At 58.9% G+C, this 18,910-nt stretch carries 18 protein-coding genes and 1 pseudogene; 13 read left to right on the top strand and 6 right to left on the bottom strand.

Features of this window, described 5'->3' with window-relative positions; genetic code table 11:
• Window positions 1–841: 841 nt before the first annotated feature.
• A complete protein-coding gene (locus IU367_RS00820) occupies window positions 842–1,951 on the top strand; it encodes a YeeE/YedE thiosulfate transporter family protein (protein ID WP_274453193.1) in 1,110 nt (369 codons plus the stop codon).
• Between the two features lie 97 nt (window positions 1,952–2,048).
• On the opposite strand, the gene IU367_RS00815 is transcribed toward IU367_RS00820, so the two are convergent.
• Window positions 2,049–2,669 (bottom strand): LysE family translocator, encoded by a 621-nt coding sequence (locus IU367_RS00815; protein ID WP_274453192.1) that lies wholly within the window; start codon window positions 2,667–2,669, stop codon window positions 2,049–2,051.
• 101 nt (window positions 2,670–2,770) lie between these two features.
• Here IU367_RS00815 and IU367_RS00810 point away from each other — a divergent pair, with 101 nt between their 5' ends.
• A complete protein-coding gene (locus tag IU367_RS00810; RefSeq protein ID WP_241280483.1) occupies window positions 2,771–3,667 on the top strand; it encodes a LysR family transcriptional regulator in 897 nt (298 codons plus the stop codon).
• A gap of 18 nt (window positions 3,668–3,685) precedes the next feature.
• On the opposite strand, the gene IU367_RS00805 is transcribed toward IU367_RS00810, so the two are convergent.
• A complete protein-coding gene (locus tag IU367_RS00805) occupies window positions 3,686–4,369 on the bottom strand; it encodes a chromophore lyase CpcT/CpeT (RefSeq protein WP_241326368.1) in 684 nt (227 codons plus the stop codon).
• A gap of 300 nt (window positions 4,370–4,669) precedes the next feature.
• Here IU367_RS00805 and IU367_RS00800 point away from each other — a divergent pair, with 300 nt between their 5' ends.
• The 3 genes from IU367_RS00800 to IU367_RS00790 all read left to right on the top strand — a co-directional run bounded on the left by IU367_RS00800 (window position 4,670) and on the right by IU367_RS00790 (window position 6,080).
• A complete protein-coding gene (locus tag IU367_RS00800) occupies window positions 4,670–4,966 on the top strand; it encodes a DUF3313 family protein (RefSeq protein ID WP_274453191.1) in 297 nt (98 codons plus the stop codon).
• Window positions 4,967–5,043: 77 nt separating this feature from the next.
• Complete coding sequence (locus tag IU367_RS00795; protein WP_274453190.1) at window positions 5,044–5,556, top strand: cupin domain-containing protein; 513 nt, start codon at window positions 5,044–5,046, stop codon at window positions 5,554–5,556.
• 74 nt (window positions 5,557–5,630) lie between these two features.
• Window positions 5,631–6,080: an SRPBCC family protein gene (locus IU367_RS00790; protein WP_274453189.1), complete on the top strand. Its 450-nt coding sequence runs from the start codon at window positions 5,631–5,633 to the stop codon at window positions 6,078–6,080.
• A gap of 95 nt (window positions 6,081–6,175) precedes the next feature.
• On the opposite strand, the gene IU367_RS00785 is transcribed toward IU367_RS00790, so the two are convergent.
• Window positions 6,176–6,676 carry a DUF1993 domain-containing protein gene (locus IU367_RS00785; protein ID WP_274453188.1) on the bottom strand — a complete coding sequence of 167 codons (501 nt, stop codon included), beginning with the start codon at window positions 6,674–6,676 and terminating at the stop codon, window positions 6,176–6,178.
• A gap of 191 nt (window positions 6,677–6,867) precedes the next feature.
• On the opposite strand from IU367_RS00785, the gene IU367_RS00780 reads away from it, so the two are divergent.
• Both IU367_RS00780 and IU367_RS00775 read left to right on the top strand, forming a co-directional pair.
• Window positions 6,868–7,812, top strand: coding sequence for a transposase (locus IU367_RS00780; RefSeq protein WP_274453187.1), 945 nt, complete (start codon window positions 6,868–6,870; stop codon window positions 7,810–7,812).
• A gap of 181 nt (window positions 7,813–7,993) precedes the next feature.
• Window positions 7,994–8,128 (top strand): annotated as a pseudogene (locus tag IU367_RS00775) (polyketide cyclase); the annotation flags it as partial.
• Window positions 8,129–8,224: 96 nt separating this feature from the next.
• Here the strand turns inward: IU367_RS00775 and IU367_RS00770 are convergent.
• A complete protein-coding gene (locus IU367_RS00770; RefSeq protein ID WP_274453186.1) occupies window positions 8,225–8,725 on the bottom strand; it encodes a DUF1993 domain-containing protein in 501 nt (166 codons plus the stop codon).
• Window positions 8,726–8,906: 181 nt separating this feature from the next.
• A complete protein-coding gene (locus IU367_RS22040) occupies window positions 8,907–9,197 on the bottom strand; it encodes a hypothetical protein (protein WP_337999329.1) in 291 nt (96 codons plus the stop codon).
• A gap of 194 nt (window positions 9,198–9,391) precedes the next feature.
• On the opposite strand from IU367_RS22040, the gene IU367_RS00760 reads away from it, so the two are divergent.
• The gene (locus tag IU367_RS00760) at window positions 9,392–9,793 is read left to right on the top strand and encodes an REP-associated tyrosine transposase (RefSeq protein ID WP_274453185.1); all 402 of its coding nucleotides are present in this window, start codon (window positions 9,392–9,394) and stop codon (window positions 9,791–9,793) included.
• 382 nt (window positions 9,794–10,175) lie between these two features.
• Complete coding sequence (locus IU367_RS00755) at window positions 10,176–11,300, top strand: caldesmon family protein (RefSeq protein WP_274453184.1); 1,125 nt, start codon at window positions 10,176–10,178, stop codon at window positions 11,298–11,300.
• Window positions 11,301–11,409: 109 nt separating this feature from the next.
• On the opposite strand, the gene uvrD is transcribed toward IU367_RS00755, so the two are convergent.
• The gene (gene uvrD / locus IU367_RS00750) at window positions 11,410–13,581 is read right to left on the bottom strand and encodes a DNA helicase II (protein ID WP_103472655.1); all 2,172 of its coding nucleotides are present in this window, start codon (window positions 13,579–13,581) and stop codon (window positions 11,410–11,412) included.
• A 430-nt stretch (window positions 13,582–14,011) separates the two neighbouring features.
• Here uvrD and IU367_RS00745 point away from each other — a divergent pair, with 430 nt between their 5' ends.
• The 4 genes from IU367_RS00745 (at window position 14,012) to IU367_RS00730 (ending at window position 18,843) form a co-directional block, all read left to right on the top strand.
• On the top strand, window positions 14,012–15,010 hold the full coding sequence (locus tag IU367_RS00745) for a BMP family lipoprotein (RefSeq protein WP_043139487.1): 999 nt from the start codon (window positions 14,012–14,014) through the stop codon (window positions 15,008–15,010).
• An 83-nt stretch (window positions 15,011–15,093) separates the two neighbouring features.
• Entirely contained in the window at window positions 15,094–16,674 is a 1,581-nt protein-coding gene (locus IU367_RS00740; RefSeq protein ID WP_241280475.1) for an ABC transporter ATP-binding protein, read from the top strand.
• Between the two features lie 82 nt (window positions 16,675–16,756).
• Window positions 16,757–17,875 (top strand): ABC transporter permease, encoded by a 1,119-nt coding sequence (locus IU367_RS00735; protein ID WP_042866832.1) that lies wholly within the window; start codon window positions 16,757–16,759, stop codon window positions 17,873–17,875.
• Between the two features lie 2 nt (window positions 17,876–17,877).
• A complete protein-coding gene (locus tag IU367_RS00730) occupies window positions 17,878–18,843 on the top strand; it encodes an ABC transporter permease (RefSeq protein ID WP_042866829.1) in 966 nt (321 codons plus the stop codon).
• The last annotated feature ends 67 nt before the right edge of the window (window positions 18,844–18,910 follow it).

The raw sequence follows: 18,910 nt of genomic DNA, 5'->3' as shown, positions 1-18,910 counted from the left end.
AAATAAGGATAACGACAGCTTGAAATAACTGGATGCTGGGCAGGTAATAATATCAGCGATGCCGGGCGGGTGAAGATAACGGAGAAAACCGCACCCCATGGAAATATTACGGCGTAACTCTTGTTACGACCGAAATATATTGAGCAATCACGTTGATTATTTTATTTCGCAACCTGTCCTATCGAAAACGAATCCGTTTTCAATATGGTATTGTCCATCTTGTTATTTTACGCTCGATCACTTCCCGGCCACGGCACGGATGCACGGATCCGACGCTGTGGCGGCCCTGACGGGCAGCACCCGGGGCGCATGATGAAGCGTTCAATTGCAGGGGTCGCGAGGCGGCATGGCTCGCAGGTGAGCGGAACAATCCAGATTTACAACGGCAATCCCTGATGAAGGCCGGGATTAAGCGGTTGTGAGAGTCGAAGGTGACTCATATAGATGCTGCACTCTGAGCGATCAGAGTGAGGGGGAAGACAGGATATCAACCTCAGCTCTGGTAAGCCCACATCGCGATTTGCAATCGGCTACAACTGTCGCTTTCCATAATATCCTTCCATCTGTTGATAACACGCCGAGATTCTACCCAAAAGCATTCGACGGCGCAAAATTTAAATTCATCTTTTTCAATTTAATTAGTTTCACACTCGCCACATCATTATTTTCAGAGCCTGAAATAGATTCATCCTCATTTCGCCAGGGGCCCTTGCCAGGAATTGATCTGGATGGGGTTTTGCTTTCATTTTCCGCCACAGGCGCGGATCCGCGCTGGAATCGGACTCAATGTGGGAATAGGATGCACGGCTTCACTCACTCATGACGCACAGGAAACAACAACATGAATCGAAAATGGTCGCTCCCCATCGTGGCACTCGCGGGGGGAGCGTTACTCTGGCTCGGCAACACCTTTGGTATGAAATGGGCCCTGATGGCCCTGATCGGATTCGGCTTCGGCTTCACCCTCTCCTTCAGCCGCTTCGGCATCGTATTCGGTTGGCGCGAGATGCTGACCAAGCGCAACAGCTACTATGTGCGGGTTCACCTGCTCACCATCGCCATCGAAATCCTGCTGTTCACCTGCTTCCTCTCCTTTAGTCACGCCCTGTTTGGCGATGCCATGGTGGGCAACGTGATGGCCATCGGCATTCCCTTCATCGTCGGCGCCTTCCTGTTCGGCCTCGGCATGCAGCTGGCGGGCGTCTGCGCCACCGGCACCCTCTACTGCTGCGGCGAGGGGCAACCCCGCTTCTGGCTGGTGCTGCTCTGCTACGGCATAGGCACCCTGATCAGCAACCAGTTCCGCCCCATGCTGGATGCCACCTTCTCCAGCCATGTGGTGCTGGCCAAGGATCTGACCGGCAATATCTGGAGCGGCATGCTGCTCAACCTGGCGCTGGTCGCCGTGCTCTTCCTGCTGTTTCGCAACAGCGAACTAAAGCGTACCGGCGAGCTCAAGCCCCTCTTCAGCGGTGGCAACCTGTTCTGGCGTGACGGCCGCTTCACCGTGCTGACCGGCGGCATCCTGATCGCCCTGCTCAACTCCAGCGTGGTGGCCCTGCACGGCTCAGCTTGGACCATCACGGGCGCCGTCTATGACATGGCGCTGCGTGGCGCCTCTTTGTTCGGTCTGTTCGAGGGGAACCCGAAACTGGCCCAGCCACTCTTCATCAACCCCATGGTCGGCATGTTCTGGCTCGGCATTTTGGGGGCCATGCTGGCGCGCTGCATCAGCGGTGGCGGCACCTTCGCCCCGATGCGCCTCGGCAACAGCCTGGCATCCATCCTCGGCGGCCTGCTGATGGGGATGGGCGCCATGTACAGCGCCTGCAACCTCGGCGGCTTCTTCGACGGCACAGCCTCCGGTAGCCTGCACGGCTGGGTCTGGATGCTGATGGCCCTGGCCGGCAGCCTGATCGGCATCCGCCTGCGGCCGCTGTTCAAGCTTTGATGACGTGACGGGATGGCGCACAAGGGCGCCATCCCGTCAAAATACCTTTCCTTATATCCCGGCCGGATTGCTATCCCGCCAGGACTCTCCTTTTATCTCAGCTCAGCGCCCTGATCAGCAGCAGGATCGCGAAGCCGGTGAACATCACCGCCGACAACCGGTTGATCCCTTTGGCGAAGCGCTCGCCATATCCCTGCATGCCCACCCAGCGAAACACCAGACAGTAGCCCCCGTGCACCACCAGCACCACGGCGCTGAAGGTCAGCGCCAGCAGCATGCACTGGCCCAGCGCCCCCTGACGAAAATCGATGAACTGGGGAAACAGGCTGGTGAAGAAGATGATCGCCTTGGGATTGAGCAGGCTGATGAGCGCTCCCTTGGCGAAACTGCGGCCGCAATCCCGATCGGTGGAGGCCCCCACGACCGTGCTGACCGCGCGCTGACGCCAGGAGTTCACCCCCAGATAGAGCAGATAGAAGGCGCCCCCCAGGGTGAGGATCTGCTGCCCCCCGGCCAGCCAGTGGGTAAACCAGAGCACCGCCAGCGAGGCCAGGGTCGCCACCATCAATATCCCCACCGCCACCCCGACAAAGCCGGCGATGGCGTGGCGGGTTCCCCGGGTCAGGGTGTTGCCTATGGTGTAGATCACCGCCGGGCCGGGACTGAGCACAGTCCCCACGGCGAGCAGCAGGTAGAGGGCGTAATATTCGAGGCTCATCACAGGGTATTCCATCGTCGTGCAAGTGCCGCCCAGTATATTGACAGCCTCTTCGCCAGCCAGACATAGTGGCGCTCGGCTTTATAAACCAGGAGTTTAGAGTGGATCGTCTGACCGCCATCGAGATCTTCGTCGAGGTCGCCCGCGCAGGCAGCTTCAGTGCCGTGGCGGAGCGATTCGAGATGACGCCGGCCATGATCGGCAAATACATCAAATGGCTGGAGGCCAGGGTCGGTTCCCGCCTGCTCAACCGCAACACCCGCTGCCAGAGCCTGACCGAGGCGGGCAGAGAATACCTCGGCGGTTGCCAGAACCTGCTGCAACACTATCGGGAGCTGGAGCAGAACACCCGGGCCCACACGGGTCAGGCAGCGGGCAAGATCCGCATCAATGCCCCCATCACCTTTGGCAGCTATCGGCTGACCCCCTTGCTCTGTCGCTTCATGGCGCAGTACCCGCAGATCCGCATCGAACTGGATCTCTGCGATCGGCTGGTCGATGTGATCGGCGACGGCTTCGACCTCATCTTTCGGGTCGGCACTCCCAAGGATGCCGCCTACATAGCCCGCCCACTGACCAGTTCGGCCTCGGTCTTCTGTGCCTCACCACACTACCTGCAACGCCACGGCACTCCGCTCGAACTGGCGGATCTGGCCCGTCACCGCTGCCTGGGTTTCACCCCCTGGCTGACGCAGTCGAGCCTGGCCGAGGAGTTCCCCCTCGAACATCTGCACCTGTGGGACAGCCAGTTCATCAGCAACCATGGCAGTGCCCTTAAGGTGGCGGCCCTGAATCATGCGGGCATAGTGCTGCAACCCAGGGCCCTGCTGAGCCAGGAGCTGGCCAGCGGCGCCCTGCTGGAGATACTGCCGGATGCCCTGCCCGCCCCGCGCCCGGTCAATCTGCTCTACCCGGCCAGGGAGCCCATGCCGCTGCGCCTGCGGCTGCTGATCGACTACCTCAGCGACCACCGTCATGAGCTGGATCTGCCCGCCTGAGAGGCAGGCCAGACCGGGTTACTCTCCGCGCAGTGTCGCCTTGCGCAGATAGACATAGCCCTCGCCCGGGCTGCCCCAGCGCTGATGGGCCTCGTTGTCGTAGGCCCGGTCCAGCAGCCTGACGCTGTCGGGGCCGATCCAGAGGTACTGCACCAGAGTGCTGGCGCCGCCGAAATTGGTGGAGCAGCTGCCGACCTTGCTGTGGCCCGCGTACTCCCCCGAGGGTTGGCGAGTCAGCCAGATCTCGCAGCCCTGACGCAGGGAAAGCTGTTGCGGGGTGAGGGAGTTCAGCAGACTGGGGTCGCGCCAGGCCCCGGCGAAGTCGACGGCTCTGGGCATGGTCAATTCGGCCATCAGGATGCGGCCATCGGGGACGGGAGAGAAACGGTAGATACGCTGGCGAAACGGGCGCACCGCCCGCTCGGTCAGGAACTGCTCGGCATAGACCCAGCGAAAGCCCTTGTAGCCGGGCCAGATCTCCACCAGCCGCAGCTCGGCGCTGGTGAAACGGGTGTCATAACTGGCCTGCTCGCGGCTGGAGAACTCGCCGGTAAACCAGGAGAGCAGCGGTTCCATGCTGACCTGAGCCGTCGTCGCCCTGGCCGCTGATGGCCCGGTCGGGATGGCGACAAAGGGGGCGGGCGCCGCCCATACCAGGCAGGTGCAGAGCAGCCCGCACAGGGCCGCCATCAGCGTGACCATCGAATCCTTCCGAATCATTTTCATGGCGGCGATTATATGAGCGAATGGCCGCAATAACCGCAACCTTGATCAAATCCTTGCCGATCCATCGAAAAATCACAGTGTTAGCGAAAGGAAGTGACGGCGGCGCCGGGTTCCATGGTCCCGTCACCTGCCGGCACGGAGGCAGGCCAGCCCACCCAGCCAGCGGCAAGCAAAGCCCCCTCCCCGATAACTTGGATGACGGCTGAACGGGCCACGGCTTCCTCTTGTGGGCGCTCTTTGAATCGGTTATTTCTCTTGCAACGCCTTGCGCATCGGATGCAAAGGTCATGCATATCAGGAGCAGAGATGAAGAGAGCCGTAATCGCAGGCATGGTGGCCATCAACGTCACCCGCGAAGTGATCGGCAAGGAGCCCTATCTGCTCAAGGTGGGCAGCATGGCCCAGTTGCTCGACTCCCAAAGCGGCAAGCTGCTGGTGCGGGTGATGGATGCCCGCGAGAGCCCGGATACCACCCACAAGGACTCCCCCATCACGGCCGACGAGATGGAGAAGATGATCGATCAGTGGGCCGCCAGTCGCGCCAAACAGCTGGCCGACAATCTGGGCCGCTAGTCCGGCTTGCCACCTCCCGGCCCGTGCGCCCTGCGGATGGGGCCGGTTATTTCCCCTTTCTGTGACAAGGAGCCGTCATGAACCGTCACCCCAGCATCAAGCACTGGCGCGAGCTGCAAGAGCCGGAGCCGGGATGTTACCCAGGCAGTGAAGAGCGCATGTCGCGCGGCAGCGCTCTCGGCAGGCACTTTGGCTTCAGCCGCATCGGCATTCACCACGAGCTGGTCGAGCCCGGCCATCGCACCAGCTGGCCCCACGCCGAAGAGACCGAGGACGAGTTCGTCCACGTGCTGGAAGGCACCCCGGACGTCTGGCTCGACGGCGTGCTCCATCGGCTGCAGCCCGGTGACTCGGTCGGCTTCAAGGCGGGCGACGGCCTGGCCCACACCTTTATCAACAACACGGATGAGCCGGTGCGGCTACTCTGCGTGGGGGACAGGGATCGCGCCGACAACCGCATCCACTACGCCCTGCACCCCGAGTACAACCGCCAGATCGGCAAGCGCCACTGGGACAAGGTGCCCGCCCGCGACATGGGCGATCACGACGGCCTGCCAGACCGGCTGCGCGAGAGTAACGGCCCCTTCTGATCCGGCGCTCATACCGGAATGACCCAGCGCTGACGACTATCCTTGATGCGGATCTCAATCAGGAGGAGTTGACCATGACGATGGGAACAGTACGACTGCACAGGGTGCTCAAGGCACCGCCGATGCGGGTCTATCGGGCCTTTATCGAGGCGGATGCGCTGGCCAAGTGGCTGCCGCCCCACGGCTTCACCTGCCGGGTGGCGCAGCTGGAAGCCAGGGTCGGCGGCCACTTCCGGATGGCGTTCACCAACTTCGGCACGGGCCACAGCCACGCCTTCGGCGGTGAGTACCTCGAGCTCGAACCCGGCAAGCACATTCGCTACACAGACAGCTTCGACGATCCCAACCTGCCAGGAGAGATGCGGGTGACCATCCGCCTGACCGGTGTGCTCTGCGGTACCGAGCTTGCCATAGAGCAGGCAGGGATCCCCGAGGTCATACCGGTGGAGATGTGCTATCTCGGCTGGCAGGAGTCCCTGACCCAGCTGGCCGCCCTGGTCGAACCCGAGATCCCGGCGGAGTAGCCAGGCACAGGCCCGAGCGGGTTGCGCGCGTCGGCCAGCCCAAAAAAGAGAGCCTGCTACTTGGCAGGCTCTCTTCATTCCGGCAACCCTGAGACTTATTGCAGGTTCAACCCGCCCAGATAGTCCCGTTTGCCGAGATCGACCCCGGCCCGGCGCAGCAGGGCGTAGGTCATGGTGAGGTGGAAATAGAAGTTGGGGATGGCGTATTCATGCACGCAGGTATGGCCATCCATCCCCTTGCCGCCCGCCCAGTGGGGGACATAGCGACCGCTCTCGAACTGGCTGAAATCGGCATCCAGCTTGCCCTGCAAAAAGGCGATGGTCTTGGTGATATGGGCGCGCAGATCCGCCATAGTCCTGGGCTCATCCCCCATCACGGGCTGCTCGCCATGGCTGGCGGTGGCGACACAGGCACGGGCCGAATCGCAGCAGATCAGCACCTGTTTGCTGAGCGGCAGCATGTCGACGATCAGCCGATCGCCGAAGAAGTTCTCCACATTGAACTGCTTCGCCTCGGCATGGGCGGCGGCCTTGGCCAGGCACAGGTCGAGGTTGGTCAGCATCTTGATAAACTGGGCAGCAATATCACGGTTCATGGTGCGTTCTCGGTTGGTTGAAGGCAGTTAAACGAGCCGCCCCACTATAGCGCATCCCCCCGCAGTATCACCCCCACCCCACAACCGCCGCGACAAGGTATGGCCATCGACCAGGGCATCTTGGGACACCCACCTTTTTGACAGCGCTTTACCTCTGTTCTTGACTGAAAGGGATATCGCAGGAGGTTGCCATGACCATTGCCCGTTCCCGTCAAATCAGTCTGCAAGATACGCCTTACTACCATGTGGTCAGTCGCTGCGTACGGCGGGCCTTCTTGTGCGGCGAAGATGCCCATTCCGGCCAGAGTTACGAACACAGACGCCAGTGGGTGGTCGACAAGCTGAGCCAACTGTCGCGACTGTTTGCCATCGGCGTCTGCGCTTATGCGGTGATGAACAATCACTACCACCTGGTGCTCAAAGTTGAGCCTGATACGGCCACCAACTGGAACGAGCGGGAGATAGCCGAGCGTTGGGCTGCACTGTTTCAGTGGCCCCTGCTGGTGCGGCGCTGGTATCAGGGGGAATCCCTGATTGAACCGGAACTCATGGTCGTACAACAGCTGATAGCCCAATGGCGTGAGCGGCTGCATTCCATCAGCTGGTTCGTTCGGCTGCTCAATGAAAACCTGGCCCGCCAGGCCAATCTGGAAGATGGTTGCAAGGGCCATTTCTGGGAAGGGCGCTTCAAAAGTCAGGCATTGCTCACCAAGTCAGCCCTGCTGGCCTGCATGGCCTACGTTGACCTCAATCCGATACGGGCTGCGATTGCCGACAGACCGGAAGAGAGCGACTACACCAGCATCAAGCAGCGCCTCGCTGACCAACAACCCACAGCACCATTGCCACCTCTGTTGCTGCCATTCTCCAGCAGAAGTGATGGCCTGCCCTACCTCTTTACCGACTACCTGGCGCTGGTCGACTGGACAGGACGAGCCATCAGAACCGACAAACGGGGCCATATTGCGGCTCACCTTGCTCCCATCCTGCAACGACTTGGCCTTGATACTGCACAATGGTTGCGACAAGTGACGATGTTCCGGCGGCAAGGCATCAGAGCCGTGGGTGACAGGGAACATTGCCAACTGTTCGCACAGCACTGCGGCCAGCAACGATGTCACCAGCCGCCTCTTTGAATCGCTAGTCCCCACTTCATATCACACCCGGCATGTCATCCGATGCCAAGCATGACGCTGCCTGAACAAGAGGCTTTAAAGGCCAGAACCGTCACCTTGTCGCTCCCGCTCTGGCCACCGAACCATCCATCACCTCATCACCAGCCTGGTTGCGGCTTATCCAGAAAGGTGGATGTCCCAGGTTTTCTGTACCGAGCTTGCCATAGAGCAGGCCGGGATCCCCGAGGTCATACCGGTGGAGATGTGCTATCTCGGCTGGCAGGAGTCCCTGACCCAGCTGGCCGCCCTGGTCGAACCCGAGATCCCGGGGGAGTAGCCGGGCACAGGCCCGAGCGGGTTGCGCGCGTCAGCCAGCCCATAAAAAGAGAGCCTGCCACCTGGCAGGCTCTCTTCATTCCGGCAACCCTGAGACTTATTGCAGGTTCAACCCGCCCAGATAGTCGCGCTTGCCGAGATCGACCCCGGCCCGGCGCAGCAGCGCATAGGTCATGGAGAGGTGGAAATAGAAGTTGGGGATGGCGTACTCATGGACGCAGGTATGGCCATCCATCCCCTTGCCGCCCGCCCAGTGGGGAACATAGCGACCGCTCTCGAACTGGCTGAAATCGGCATCCAGCTTGCTCTGCAAAAAGGCGATGGTCTTGGTGATATGGGCACGCAGATCCGCCATGGTCCTGGGCTCATCCCCCATCACGGGCTGCTCGCCATGGCTGGCGGTGGCGACACAGGCACGGGCCGAATCGCAGCAGATCAGCACCTGTTTGCTGAGCGGCAGCATGTCGACGATCAGCCGATCGCCGAAGAAGTTCTCCACATTGAACTGCTTCGCCTCGGCATGGGCGGCGGCCTTGGCCAGGCACAGGTCGAGGTTGGTCAGCATCTTGATAAACTGGGCAGCAATATCACGGTTCATGGTGCGTTCTCGGTTGGTTGAAGGCAGTTAAACGAGCCGCCCCACTATAGCGCATCCCCCCGCAGTATCACCCCCACCCCATAACCGCCGCGACAAGGAATGGCCATAGACAAGGGCACATTGGGAAAGGGCATATTGGGACACCCATCTTTTACTCATTACCAACTTGGCTACGGCTTACTCAGAAAGATGGGTGTCCCAGATTTTGCTGCCGTTCTCCAGCAGAAGTGATGGCCTGCCCTACCTCTTTACCGACTATCTGGCGTTGGTCGACTGGACAGGACGAGCCATCAGAACCGACAAACGGGGCCATATTTCGGCTCACCTTGCCCCCATCCTGCAACGACTTGGCCTTGATACTGCGCAATGGTTGCGACAAGTGACGATGTTCCGGCGGCAAGGCATCAGAGCTGTGGGTGACAGGGAACATTGCCAGCTGTTCGCGCAGCACTGCGGCCAGCGGCGATGTCACCAGCCGCCTCTTTGAATCGCGAGTCCCACTTCATATCACACCCCGGCATGTCATCTGATGCCGGGCATGACGCATGCCTGAACAAGAGGCTTTAAAAGCCAGAACCGTCACCTAGTCGCTCCCGCTCCGGCCACCGAGCCAATCATCCCATCACCAGCTTGGCTACGGCTTACTCAGAAAGATGGGTGTCCCAGATGTTCTTCCCGGAGGGGGACACCGATTTCCCCCTGCGTTGGCGGCTGATCAAAAGTCACTTTTCCCGCGCCTTGCCGGTAAACGAGCGCCGCAGCCAGACGCGGTTTCGTCACGGGGAGCGGGGCATCTGGCAACGCCATTATTGGGAACATCTGATCCGGGATGAGCAGGATTACCGCCACCATATGGATTACGTCCATATCAACCCGCTCAAGCATGGTCATGTTACGCGGGTGGCCGATTGGCCATATTCCACCTTCCATCGTTATGTGGCGAGCGGCGTCTATCCGCCGGATTGGTGCGGGTCGGTGGATGGGGGATTGGGGGGATTGGGGGGATTGGGGGGATTGGGGGGATTGGGGGGATTGGAGCAAACCCCTAAAAGGGTTGTTCCGTTGTAAGCGTCCGATTACGCGAACGTCTTACGCGATCGTCCGATTACGCTTCGCTAATCGAACCTACGGCCCTTCAATTAAAGAAAACGGCGTAGCTTCACCAGCTACGCCATCTACTAAAAGATCGATGTCACAGATTTTATGTAAATATATCATAAGATTAGGCGTATTTTTGTTACATTAACAATCCGAAATTAAAACTATTTTTGCCGATGGGAGTGAGAGTGGGAATATTAGAGGATATATGGAGCTCCATTAAAGGTAATGCCAGAATAAGGGTTAAAGACCCTATAATTGGCACCTTTATTTTCTCTTGGTGTATATGCAACTGGGATAAGTTGGAACCCTCTTTTTAGGAACAGCCTCAATTGATGAAAGAATAAAATACATGGTTGATACCATGCACATCACAAATCTACTTTATGATGTAGATCTGATAATCCTTCCATTAATGCTGACGCTATTATATCTGTTTGTATTTCCACATTTATCACTATGGGTAAAACAAAAACAGAATGCCGTTATTTTATCACAGCACAAGCAAGCTATAGAATTGGATATTAACCAGGCAAAGGCTCAGAAACAACTTAACAAAGTCAGGCTTAGAGCAAATCCTGAAAAAGAGTTTCTTACTCAAGAAATTGAAATGGATCTTCAAGAGGAGATGCGGAAAAGTGAACGCCGTAACAAGATAATGGAATATATCGATTTAAAGACAAAAAACAAACGTGCAGAGTTGGAAATAAAAAGTTCTCAGGCAGAGAAGTTACGTGTCGAGCTTGAAGTGAAAAAACGACAAGAGGACACAGAAAAAATGAAATTTGAAAGGCAAGCCGTAATTCATAGGGCAACGTTAGCTTCAAATCGCTTTCCTATCTTGTATCAATGGATGAATTTGCTTTCAAATAGCATCCAACAAGATGGCGTGACCATGAGCCTTAGTGGATTAACTAACACTATCGCTGCCATGTTTGGGTATGACACCATAGATATGCTGATCAATGATAAAAATTTCAACAACTCAAAGTTAGATGAAATAAAATTCATCTATCACGATTCAGTATATTTGGCTGATAAGCTTAGCAATATAGCAAGCGCTGAAAATGACAATGAAGAAATAATATCTGGAGAGTTACTTTTTGATCATGTTCAGATGATATTGGAGGGTTTCAACATAGATTTGTTATCTGCTGATGAATTAGCGGAAAAGATATGTGATATGGTCAATGAAACAAGTTATGACATTCTTAATAGTGAGGAATTATCAGGCCCAATGGCTGAGACTGACACTATATTTGATGACCTAGAGATAGCCGTCGATAGTTTTAAATTTAATGACGGATTTGAAGTCTCAATGAGTGGTTATGCTAGTGGTCATCATCGAAAAGAAGATGATGTTATCGGTCGAGAATTGTCAGTTAATATAATCGCTAGTTGTACACCACAGATAGGTAGATTCGGTTTGTCAGATTACAAATTAACTATTAGTGGTTCGCCTAGAGATTATGAGTGAGTTAGCAACTTTGGATTTTTCTTATAAATAAAAATTATTGCATAATAAAGCTATGATATATAAACCAACCCGGCCTAAGCCGGGTTGGTTGCATCAAGAGCGGGAATAATCAAAGCGCTTCCAATCTGGCATACGCCGTCACCAGCCACTTGGCGCCGACCTCGTCGAACTGGATCTGCACCCGGCTCTGCTGGCCGACCCCTTCGAAGTTGAGCACTATGCCTTCGCCGAATTTCGGGTGCAGCACCCGCTGACCGAGCGTGATGCCGCTGGCGTCGAAGCTCTGCTGCACCTCGTTCTGGCTGAAGCGGCCGTACTGGGTGGGTCTGCTCACCTGAGTGCGCAGCCGGATCTCTTCCAGACACTCGGCGGGCATCTCGCGGATAAAGCGGCTCGGCTTGTGGAACATCTCGCGGCCATAGATACGGCGGCTCTCCGCATAACAGATGTAGAGCTTTTCCATGGCGCGGGTCATGCCCACGTAACAGAGGCGGCGCTCCTCTTCCAACCGGCCCGACTCCTCGGTGGATTGCTGGCTGGGGAACATCCCCTCCTCCACCCCGACCAGCAGCACCAGCGGGAACTCCAGCCCCTTGGCGCTGTGCAATGTCATCAGTTGCACCGCATCGGCATATTCGTCCGCCTGATTCTCGCCAGACTCCAGCGCCGCATGGGCGAGGAAGGCGGAGAGATCGCTCATGTCTTCCAGCTCGTCCGGGCGCTGGTACTGGCGGCAGGCGGTGACCAGTTCGTCCAGGTTTTCCACCCGCGCCTGGGATTTCTCGCCCTTCTCGGCCAGATACATGGCCTTGAGGCCGGAGTGCTGGATGGCGATGTCCGCCTGCTGATGCAGCGGCAATAGAGAGACCTTCTCTTCCAGCGCATCCAGCAGATCGACGAAGCCGCGCACCGCGTTGCCGGCGCGACCGGTCAGCACCTTGTCGTTGAGCAGCCCCTTGGCCGATTGCCACAGGTTCTGGCCCTGATCCCGGGCGTTGGCGCGCAGTATCTCCAGGGTGCGATCGCCTATGCCACGGGTCGGGGTGTTGACCACCCGCTCGAAGCTGGCATCGTCGCCACGGTTGTTGATGAGGCGCAGGTAGGCCATGGCGTCCTTGATCTCCTGACGTTCGAAGAAGCGCAGGCCGCCGTAGATGCGATAGGGCATGGCGTCCTGCATCAGCGCCTCTTCCAGCACTCGCGACTGGGCGTTGGAGCGGTAGAGGATGGCGCAGTCGGCCAGGAGGCCCCCCTTCTCTTTCCAATCCTTGAGACGGCCCACCACGAAGCGGGCCTCGTCCACCTCGTTGAAGGCGGCATAGAGGGAAATCGGGTCGCCCTCGGCCCCCTCGGTCCACAGCTCTTTGCCGAGCCGCTCAGAGTTGTTGGCAATGACGCAGTTGGCGGCCTTGAGGATGTTGGCGGTGGAGCGGTAGTTCTGTTCCAGGCGTATGGTCTCGGCGCCCTGATAATCGGTCAGGAAGCGCTGGATGTTCTCTATCTTGGCGCCGCGCCAGCCGTAGATGGACTGGTCATCATCGCCAACTATCATCACCTTGCCGGAATCCCCTGCCAGCATCCGCAGCCAGGCGTACTGGATGCCGTTGGTATCCTGGAATTCGTCCACCAGGATATTCTGGAAGCGGTCGCGGTAGTGCTCGAGGATGTGCGGTTTGTTGAGCCACAGCTCGTGGGCGCGCAGCAAGAGCTCGGCAAAGTCCACCAGCCCGGAGCGATCGCAGGTCTCCTGATAGGTCTGGTAGATCTGCTGATAGGTGCGGGTGACGGGGTCGCCGTAGAGGTCGATGTCGCCGGGGCGCAAGCCCTCGTCCTTCTTGCCGTTGATGTAGCTCATCACGGCACGCGGAGCCCAGTGCTTCTCGTCTAGGTTGAGCGCCTTGATGACGCGGCGGATGAGACGGTACTGGTCGTCTGAGTCGAGAATCTGGAAATCCTGCGGCAGACCGGCATCCAGATGGTGGGCCCGCAGCAGACGGTGGGCGATACCGTGGAAGGTGCCTATCCACATGCCGCGTTGCATGCTGCCCAACACCTTCTCGACCCGACCGCGCATCTCGGCGGCGGCCTTGTTGGTGAAGGTCACGGCTATGATGGAGAAGGGTGAGCAACGCTCCACCTGCATCAGCCAGGCAATACGGTGCACCAGCACCCGGGTCTTGCCCGAGCCGGCGCCGGCCAGCACCAGCAGGTTGCTGCGGGGCGCCGCAACGGCATCTCTTTGCTTGTCGTTGAGCCCGTCGAGCAGGGTTGAAACGTCCATCACCACTCCTGTTTATTTATACAGGCGGGGATTATACGACCTGTGGCGCCACAGACCAAATCGGCGTGAACGACCGACGCCATCGGGTATGTCGGGCCTGGGTCGAGAGAAGCCAAAACGGGCGTAGAACATAAACAGGCACCAATAGAAACCACTTTTTAGCCAGCCGGGCGAAAACGCTTGCTTATAACCATATGAATATAAACAAAAATGTCATTTGAAACCCTGTTTTTGCAGAATTTAAATCTGAAAACAGGCATCAAAACAACCACTTATAAATTGATTTGCTTATATTTCAAACCGTTACCGCAAACGTTTTTCCTTTATGATCTCCTTGACCCGCACCGTGGCTCACTTACAGTTAGCCAGCGTGCTTTATGGCCTGCTCCGGCAGGTTGTGGACCCTCACATAACAATCAAGGATACGATCGTGACTAAAGTGCTCAAGCTGGCCACCGTTGCCACCCTCACTCTCGCTGCCCTTTCTGCTCAGGCAGCTTCCCAGCCCGCCGTCATCTATGACACCGCCGGCAAATTCGACAAGTCATTCAACGAAGCCGTGTTCCGTAACGGCGTCGAAGTCTACAACAAGGACAAAGGCGTCAAGGTCAAGGAGTTCGAACCCCAGAACGAAGCCCAGCGTGAGCAGGGCCTGCGTCGTCTGGCCAGCCGTGGCAACGGCCCGATCGTCGCCGTCGGTTTCAACATGGGCTCGGCCGTCGAGAAAGTCGCGACCGAATTCCCGAAAACCCAGTTCACCATCATCGACATGGTGGTCGACAAGCCGAACGTGCAGTCCCTCATCTTCAAGGAGCATGAAGGCTCCTTCCTGGTAGGTGCGCTGGCGGCCATCGCCTCCAAGACCGGCAAGGTCGGCTTCGTGGGCGGCATGGATATCCCGCTGATCCGCAAGTTCGAGTGCGGCTACGAGCAGGGTGCCAAGTACGTCAATCCGAAGATCGAAGTGTTCCAGAACATGACAGGCTCCACCCCGGCGGCGTTTGCTGACCCGGCCAAGGGTGCCGAGCTAGCCAAGTCCCAGTTCGCCAAGGGCGTCGACGTGGTTTACGCCGCGGCCGGCGGTACCGGTATCGGTGTTTACCAGGCAGCCAAGGATGAAGGCAAGTTCGCCATCGGCGTGGATTCCAACCAGAACCACCTGCAACCGGGCACCATGCTGACCTCCATGGTCAAATCCGTGGGTCTGGCCGCTTATCAGACCTGGGATGACGCCGCCAAGGGCACCTGGAAACCGGGTATCAAGAACCTGGGCCTGGCCGAGGGTGGTGTGGATTGGGCACTCGACAAAGACAACGAGAAGCTGATCAGCGCAGACATGAAAGCCAAGGTTGACGTCATCAAGGCCGACATCATCTCCGGCAAGGTCAAAGTTCATGACTATATGAGCGACAACAGCTGCAAATACTGAGTAACCGCTACTACTCTCAACCCAACGACCGGCCCGTACGGGCCGGTTTTTAGTCTCTCTTCATGACCCGCAAGGACTGCATCATGGACCAGACAGATCGCTATGCCATCGAATTAAGGGGTATCGATAAGCGGTTCGGCGAAGTGTACGCCAACAAGCAGATCGACCTTAAGGTTCAAAAAGGCAGTATTCACGGTATCGTCGGCGAAAATGGCGCCGGCAAGTCGACTCTGATGAGCATCATCTACGGTTTCTACCACGCCGACAGAGGCGAGATGTTCATCGACGGCAACCCTTTCAAACCCCATGGCTCACAAGATGCGATCGCCGCAGGCGTGGGCATGGTGCACCAGCACTTCATGCTGGTGAACAATTTCACCGTGCTGGAGAACGTCATCCTCGGCGCGGAAAACGGCTGGCACCTGGGCCAGAGCCTGGCGGCGGCCGAGAAGCTGCTCGGCGAGCTGGCGCGGGACTATGGTCTCGACGTGCCGCTGCACGAGAAGATCGAGGATCTGCCGGTGGGCCTGCAACAGCGGGTCGAGATCCTCAAGGCGCTCTATCGCGGTGCCCGCATCCTGATCCTCGACGAGCCGACCGGGGTGCTGACCCCGCAAGAGGCGGATCACCTGTTCGAGGTGCTGAAAAAGCTGCGGGATCAGGGCGCGACCATCATCCTCATCACCCACAAGCTGCGGGAGATCCTGGCCATCACGGATCAGGTCTCCATCATGCGCCGGGGCGAGATGGTGGCCCACGTCGCCACCAAGGATACCGACAAGGAGCATCTGGCCGAACTCATGGTGGGCCGCAAGGTGCGCCTCAAGGTCGACAAGGGCCCGACCCAGCCGGGCGAGGCCAAGCTCAGGGTCAACGGGCTCAGTTACTTCGACGATGCCAAGGTGGAGCGGGTCAAATCCGTCAGCTTCGAGGTGCGGGCCGGTGAAGTGGTCGGCATCGCCGGCGTCTCCGGCAACGGCCAGTCCGAGCTGCTCAGCCTGCTCGGCGGCATCATCAAGCCCAGCAAGGGCAGCTTCACCATCACAGGCAATGGTCAGGCGCACGAGGTGAGCGTGGCGCATCCGGCCGATCCCGAGCGGGTGCGAAATTATGGGCTAGGCCATGTGCCGGAAGACAGGCACAAGATGGGGCTGATCAACCGCTTTGAGGCGCAAGAGGCCTTCATCCTGGGTTATCACCGCCGCCCCCAGTACAACAAGGGCTGGCTGCAGAACAAGGAGGCGATCCTGCAGGATTGCCAGGCCAAGATGGACAAGTGGGACGTGCGCCCGCCCCATCCCGACCACAAGACCGCCAACTTCTCCGGTGGCAACCAGCAGAAGCTGGTGATCGCCCGGGAAGTGGAACAGAACCCGGATGTGCTGCTGATCGGCCAGCCGACCCGCGGGGTCGATATCGGTGCCATCGAGTACATCCACCAGCAGATCATCGCCATGCGCGACAAGGGCAAGGCCGTGTTGCTGGTGTCGGTGGAGCTGGACGAGATCATGAGCCTGTCTGACCGGATCCTGGTCATCGCCGACGGTCGCATCGTCGGTGAGCTGGACGGCGCCAAGGCGGATGAGCGCACCATAGGTCTTATGATGGCGAACATAGTTCCCGACGAGGTGGCGGCAAACCAATCGCAAGGAGCCACATCATGAACCAGGTCCCCTTCCGTGAAACAATGGGGTTGATGATGGTCAACGCACCAGTCCCCGACCAGATTGCCAAGGAGGCTCGCTCATGAGCCAAGCACGTATCCCTGCCTGGATCTCCGTGGGCGTGCTGCCCGCGGTCAACATATTGCTGGCCTTCCTGGTGTCGGCCATCCTGTTCTACTACCTCGACATCAACCCGGTCGATGCCGCCAAGATCATGTGGTACGGCGCCTTCGGCACAGGAGAAGGGGTCGGTTTCACCCTCTACTACGCGACCGGTTTCATCTTCACCGGCCTGTCGGTGGCGGTGGCCTTCCATGCCGGCCTGTTCAACATAGGCGGTGAAGGTCAGGCCTATATCGGCGGCCTCGGCGTCGGCCTGGTCTGCCTGCTGCTCGGCGACTCCCTGCCGTTCGCCCTGCTGCTGCCGCTGGCCATCATAGCCGGTGGCCTGTTCGGTGCTGCCTGGGCCTTCATCCCGGCCTGGCTGCAAGCCAAACGCGGCAGCCACATCGTCATCACCACCATAATGTTCAACTTCATCGCCGCCTCCCTGATGGCCTACCTGCTGGTCGAGGTGTTCAAGCCGGCGGGCTCCATGGCGACCGAAAGCAAGGTGTTTGCCGAGGCGAGCTGGTTGCCCAAGGTCAGCGAGCTGGCGAGCGGTTTCGGCATGGAGATGCCCAACAGCCCGCTCAACATCAGCTTCTTCTGGGCGCTGATCTGTGCGGCCCTGGTCTGGGTCTTCATCTGGCATACCCGCTGGGGCTACGAGATCCGCTCCGTGGGCGCCAGCCAGAGCGCCTCCGCCTATGCGGGCATCTCCTATCCCAAGGTGGTGATCCTGGCCATGGTGATCTCCGGCATGCTGTCGGGCTTCTTCGCCCTCAACGTGCTGCAAGGTGAACTGCACCAGATCAAGCTCAACTTCGTGGAAGGCTTCGGCTTCACCGGTATCGCGGTGGCCCTGATGGGACGCAACCACCCGGTCGGCGTCATCATCGCCAGCCTGCTGTTCGGCTTCCTCTATCAGGGGGGCGCCGAGCTCAGCTTCGAGTTCGGGGTCGACCGCAACATAGTGGTGGTGCTGCAGGGTCTGGTGATCCTGTTCTGTGGCGCCCTTGAGCACATGATGCGTCCGCGCATCGAGCAGCTCTATCTGGCGTTTGCCAACCGCTCATCCGCGCAAGCCAAGGGAGTCTGATCATGTTCGAAACTCTGATCCTGATGCTGGATGCCACCATACGGACAGCACCGCCGCTGATCCTGGCCGCCATGGCGGGCATGTTTTGTGAACGCTCCGGTGTGGTCAACATAGCGCTGGAAGGCAAGTTGCTGGCGGCGGCGTTCGCCAGCGGCGCGGCGGCGGCCGTCTCCGGCTCTGCCTGGATTGGTCTGGGTGCGGGTGTGGGCGTCTCCATACTGTTCGCCCTGATGCACGGCTTTGCCACCATCACCCACAGGGGCGATCAGGTGGTGAGCGGCATGGCCATCAACATACTGGCGGCCGGTCTGACCGTCACCCTGGGCCGTTACTGGTTCGATCAGGGTGGCCAGACCCCGGCGCTGTCCGGTGCGGCCCGCTTCGCCCCCATAGATCTGCCCTACGCCAAGGAGCTGTATGACGTGCCCGTCATAGGCCAGCTCTACAGCGAGCTGCTGAGCGGCCACTCCCTGCTGGAATACGTGGCGTTTGCCGCCGTGCCCCTGGCCTGGTGGGTCTTGTTCCGCACCCGCTTCGGCCTGCGTCTGCGCGCCGTGGGCGAGGCGCCGGCGGCGGTCGACACCGCCGGCATTTCCGTGGTGCGGATGCGTTATACCGCGCTCATCATAGGCGGCCTGCTGGCCGGTATAGGTGGCACCTATCTGGCGGTAGCCCAGACGGCCCAGTTCATCCCCAACATGAGCGCGGGCAAGGGCTTCATGGCGCTGGCAGCGCTGGTGTTCGGCAAGTGGCGCCCCTGGAATGCCATGGCGGCCTGCCTGCTGTTCGGCTTCCTCGATGCGGTCGCCATCCGGCTGCAAGGGGTCAGCATAGGTGGCTTCGCCATTCCGGTGCAGGCCATAGAGGCGCTGCCCTACATACTGACTGTGTTCCTGCTTGCCGGTTTCATCGGCAAGGCGGTGGCCCCCAAGGCGCTCGGCACCCCCTACGTCAAGGAACGGGAATAGCCCTCTCCTTCATGCCATACCAAAAGGCCCGCACAAGCGGGCCTTTTTTATCTCCATTTTCATGCCG

This window comes from Aeromonas bestiarum (assembly GCF_028751155.1).
Taxonomy (GTDB): domain Bacteria; phylum Pseudomonadota; class Gammaproteobacteria; order Enterobacterales; family Aeromonadaceae; genus Aeromonas; species Aeromonas bestiarum.
This window is presented reverse-complemented; position numbering and strand designations above follow the sequence as displayed.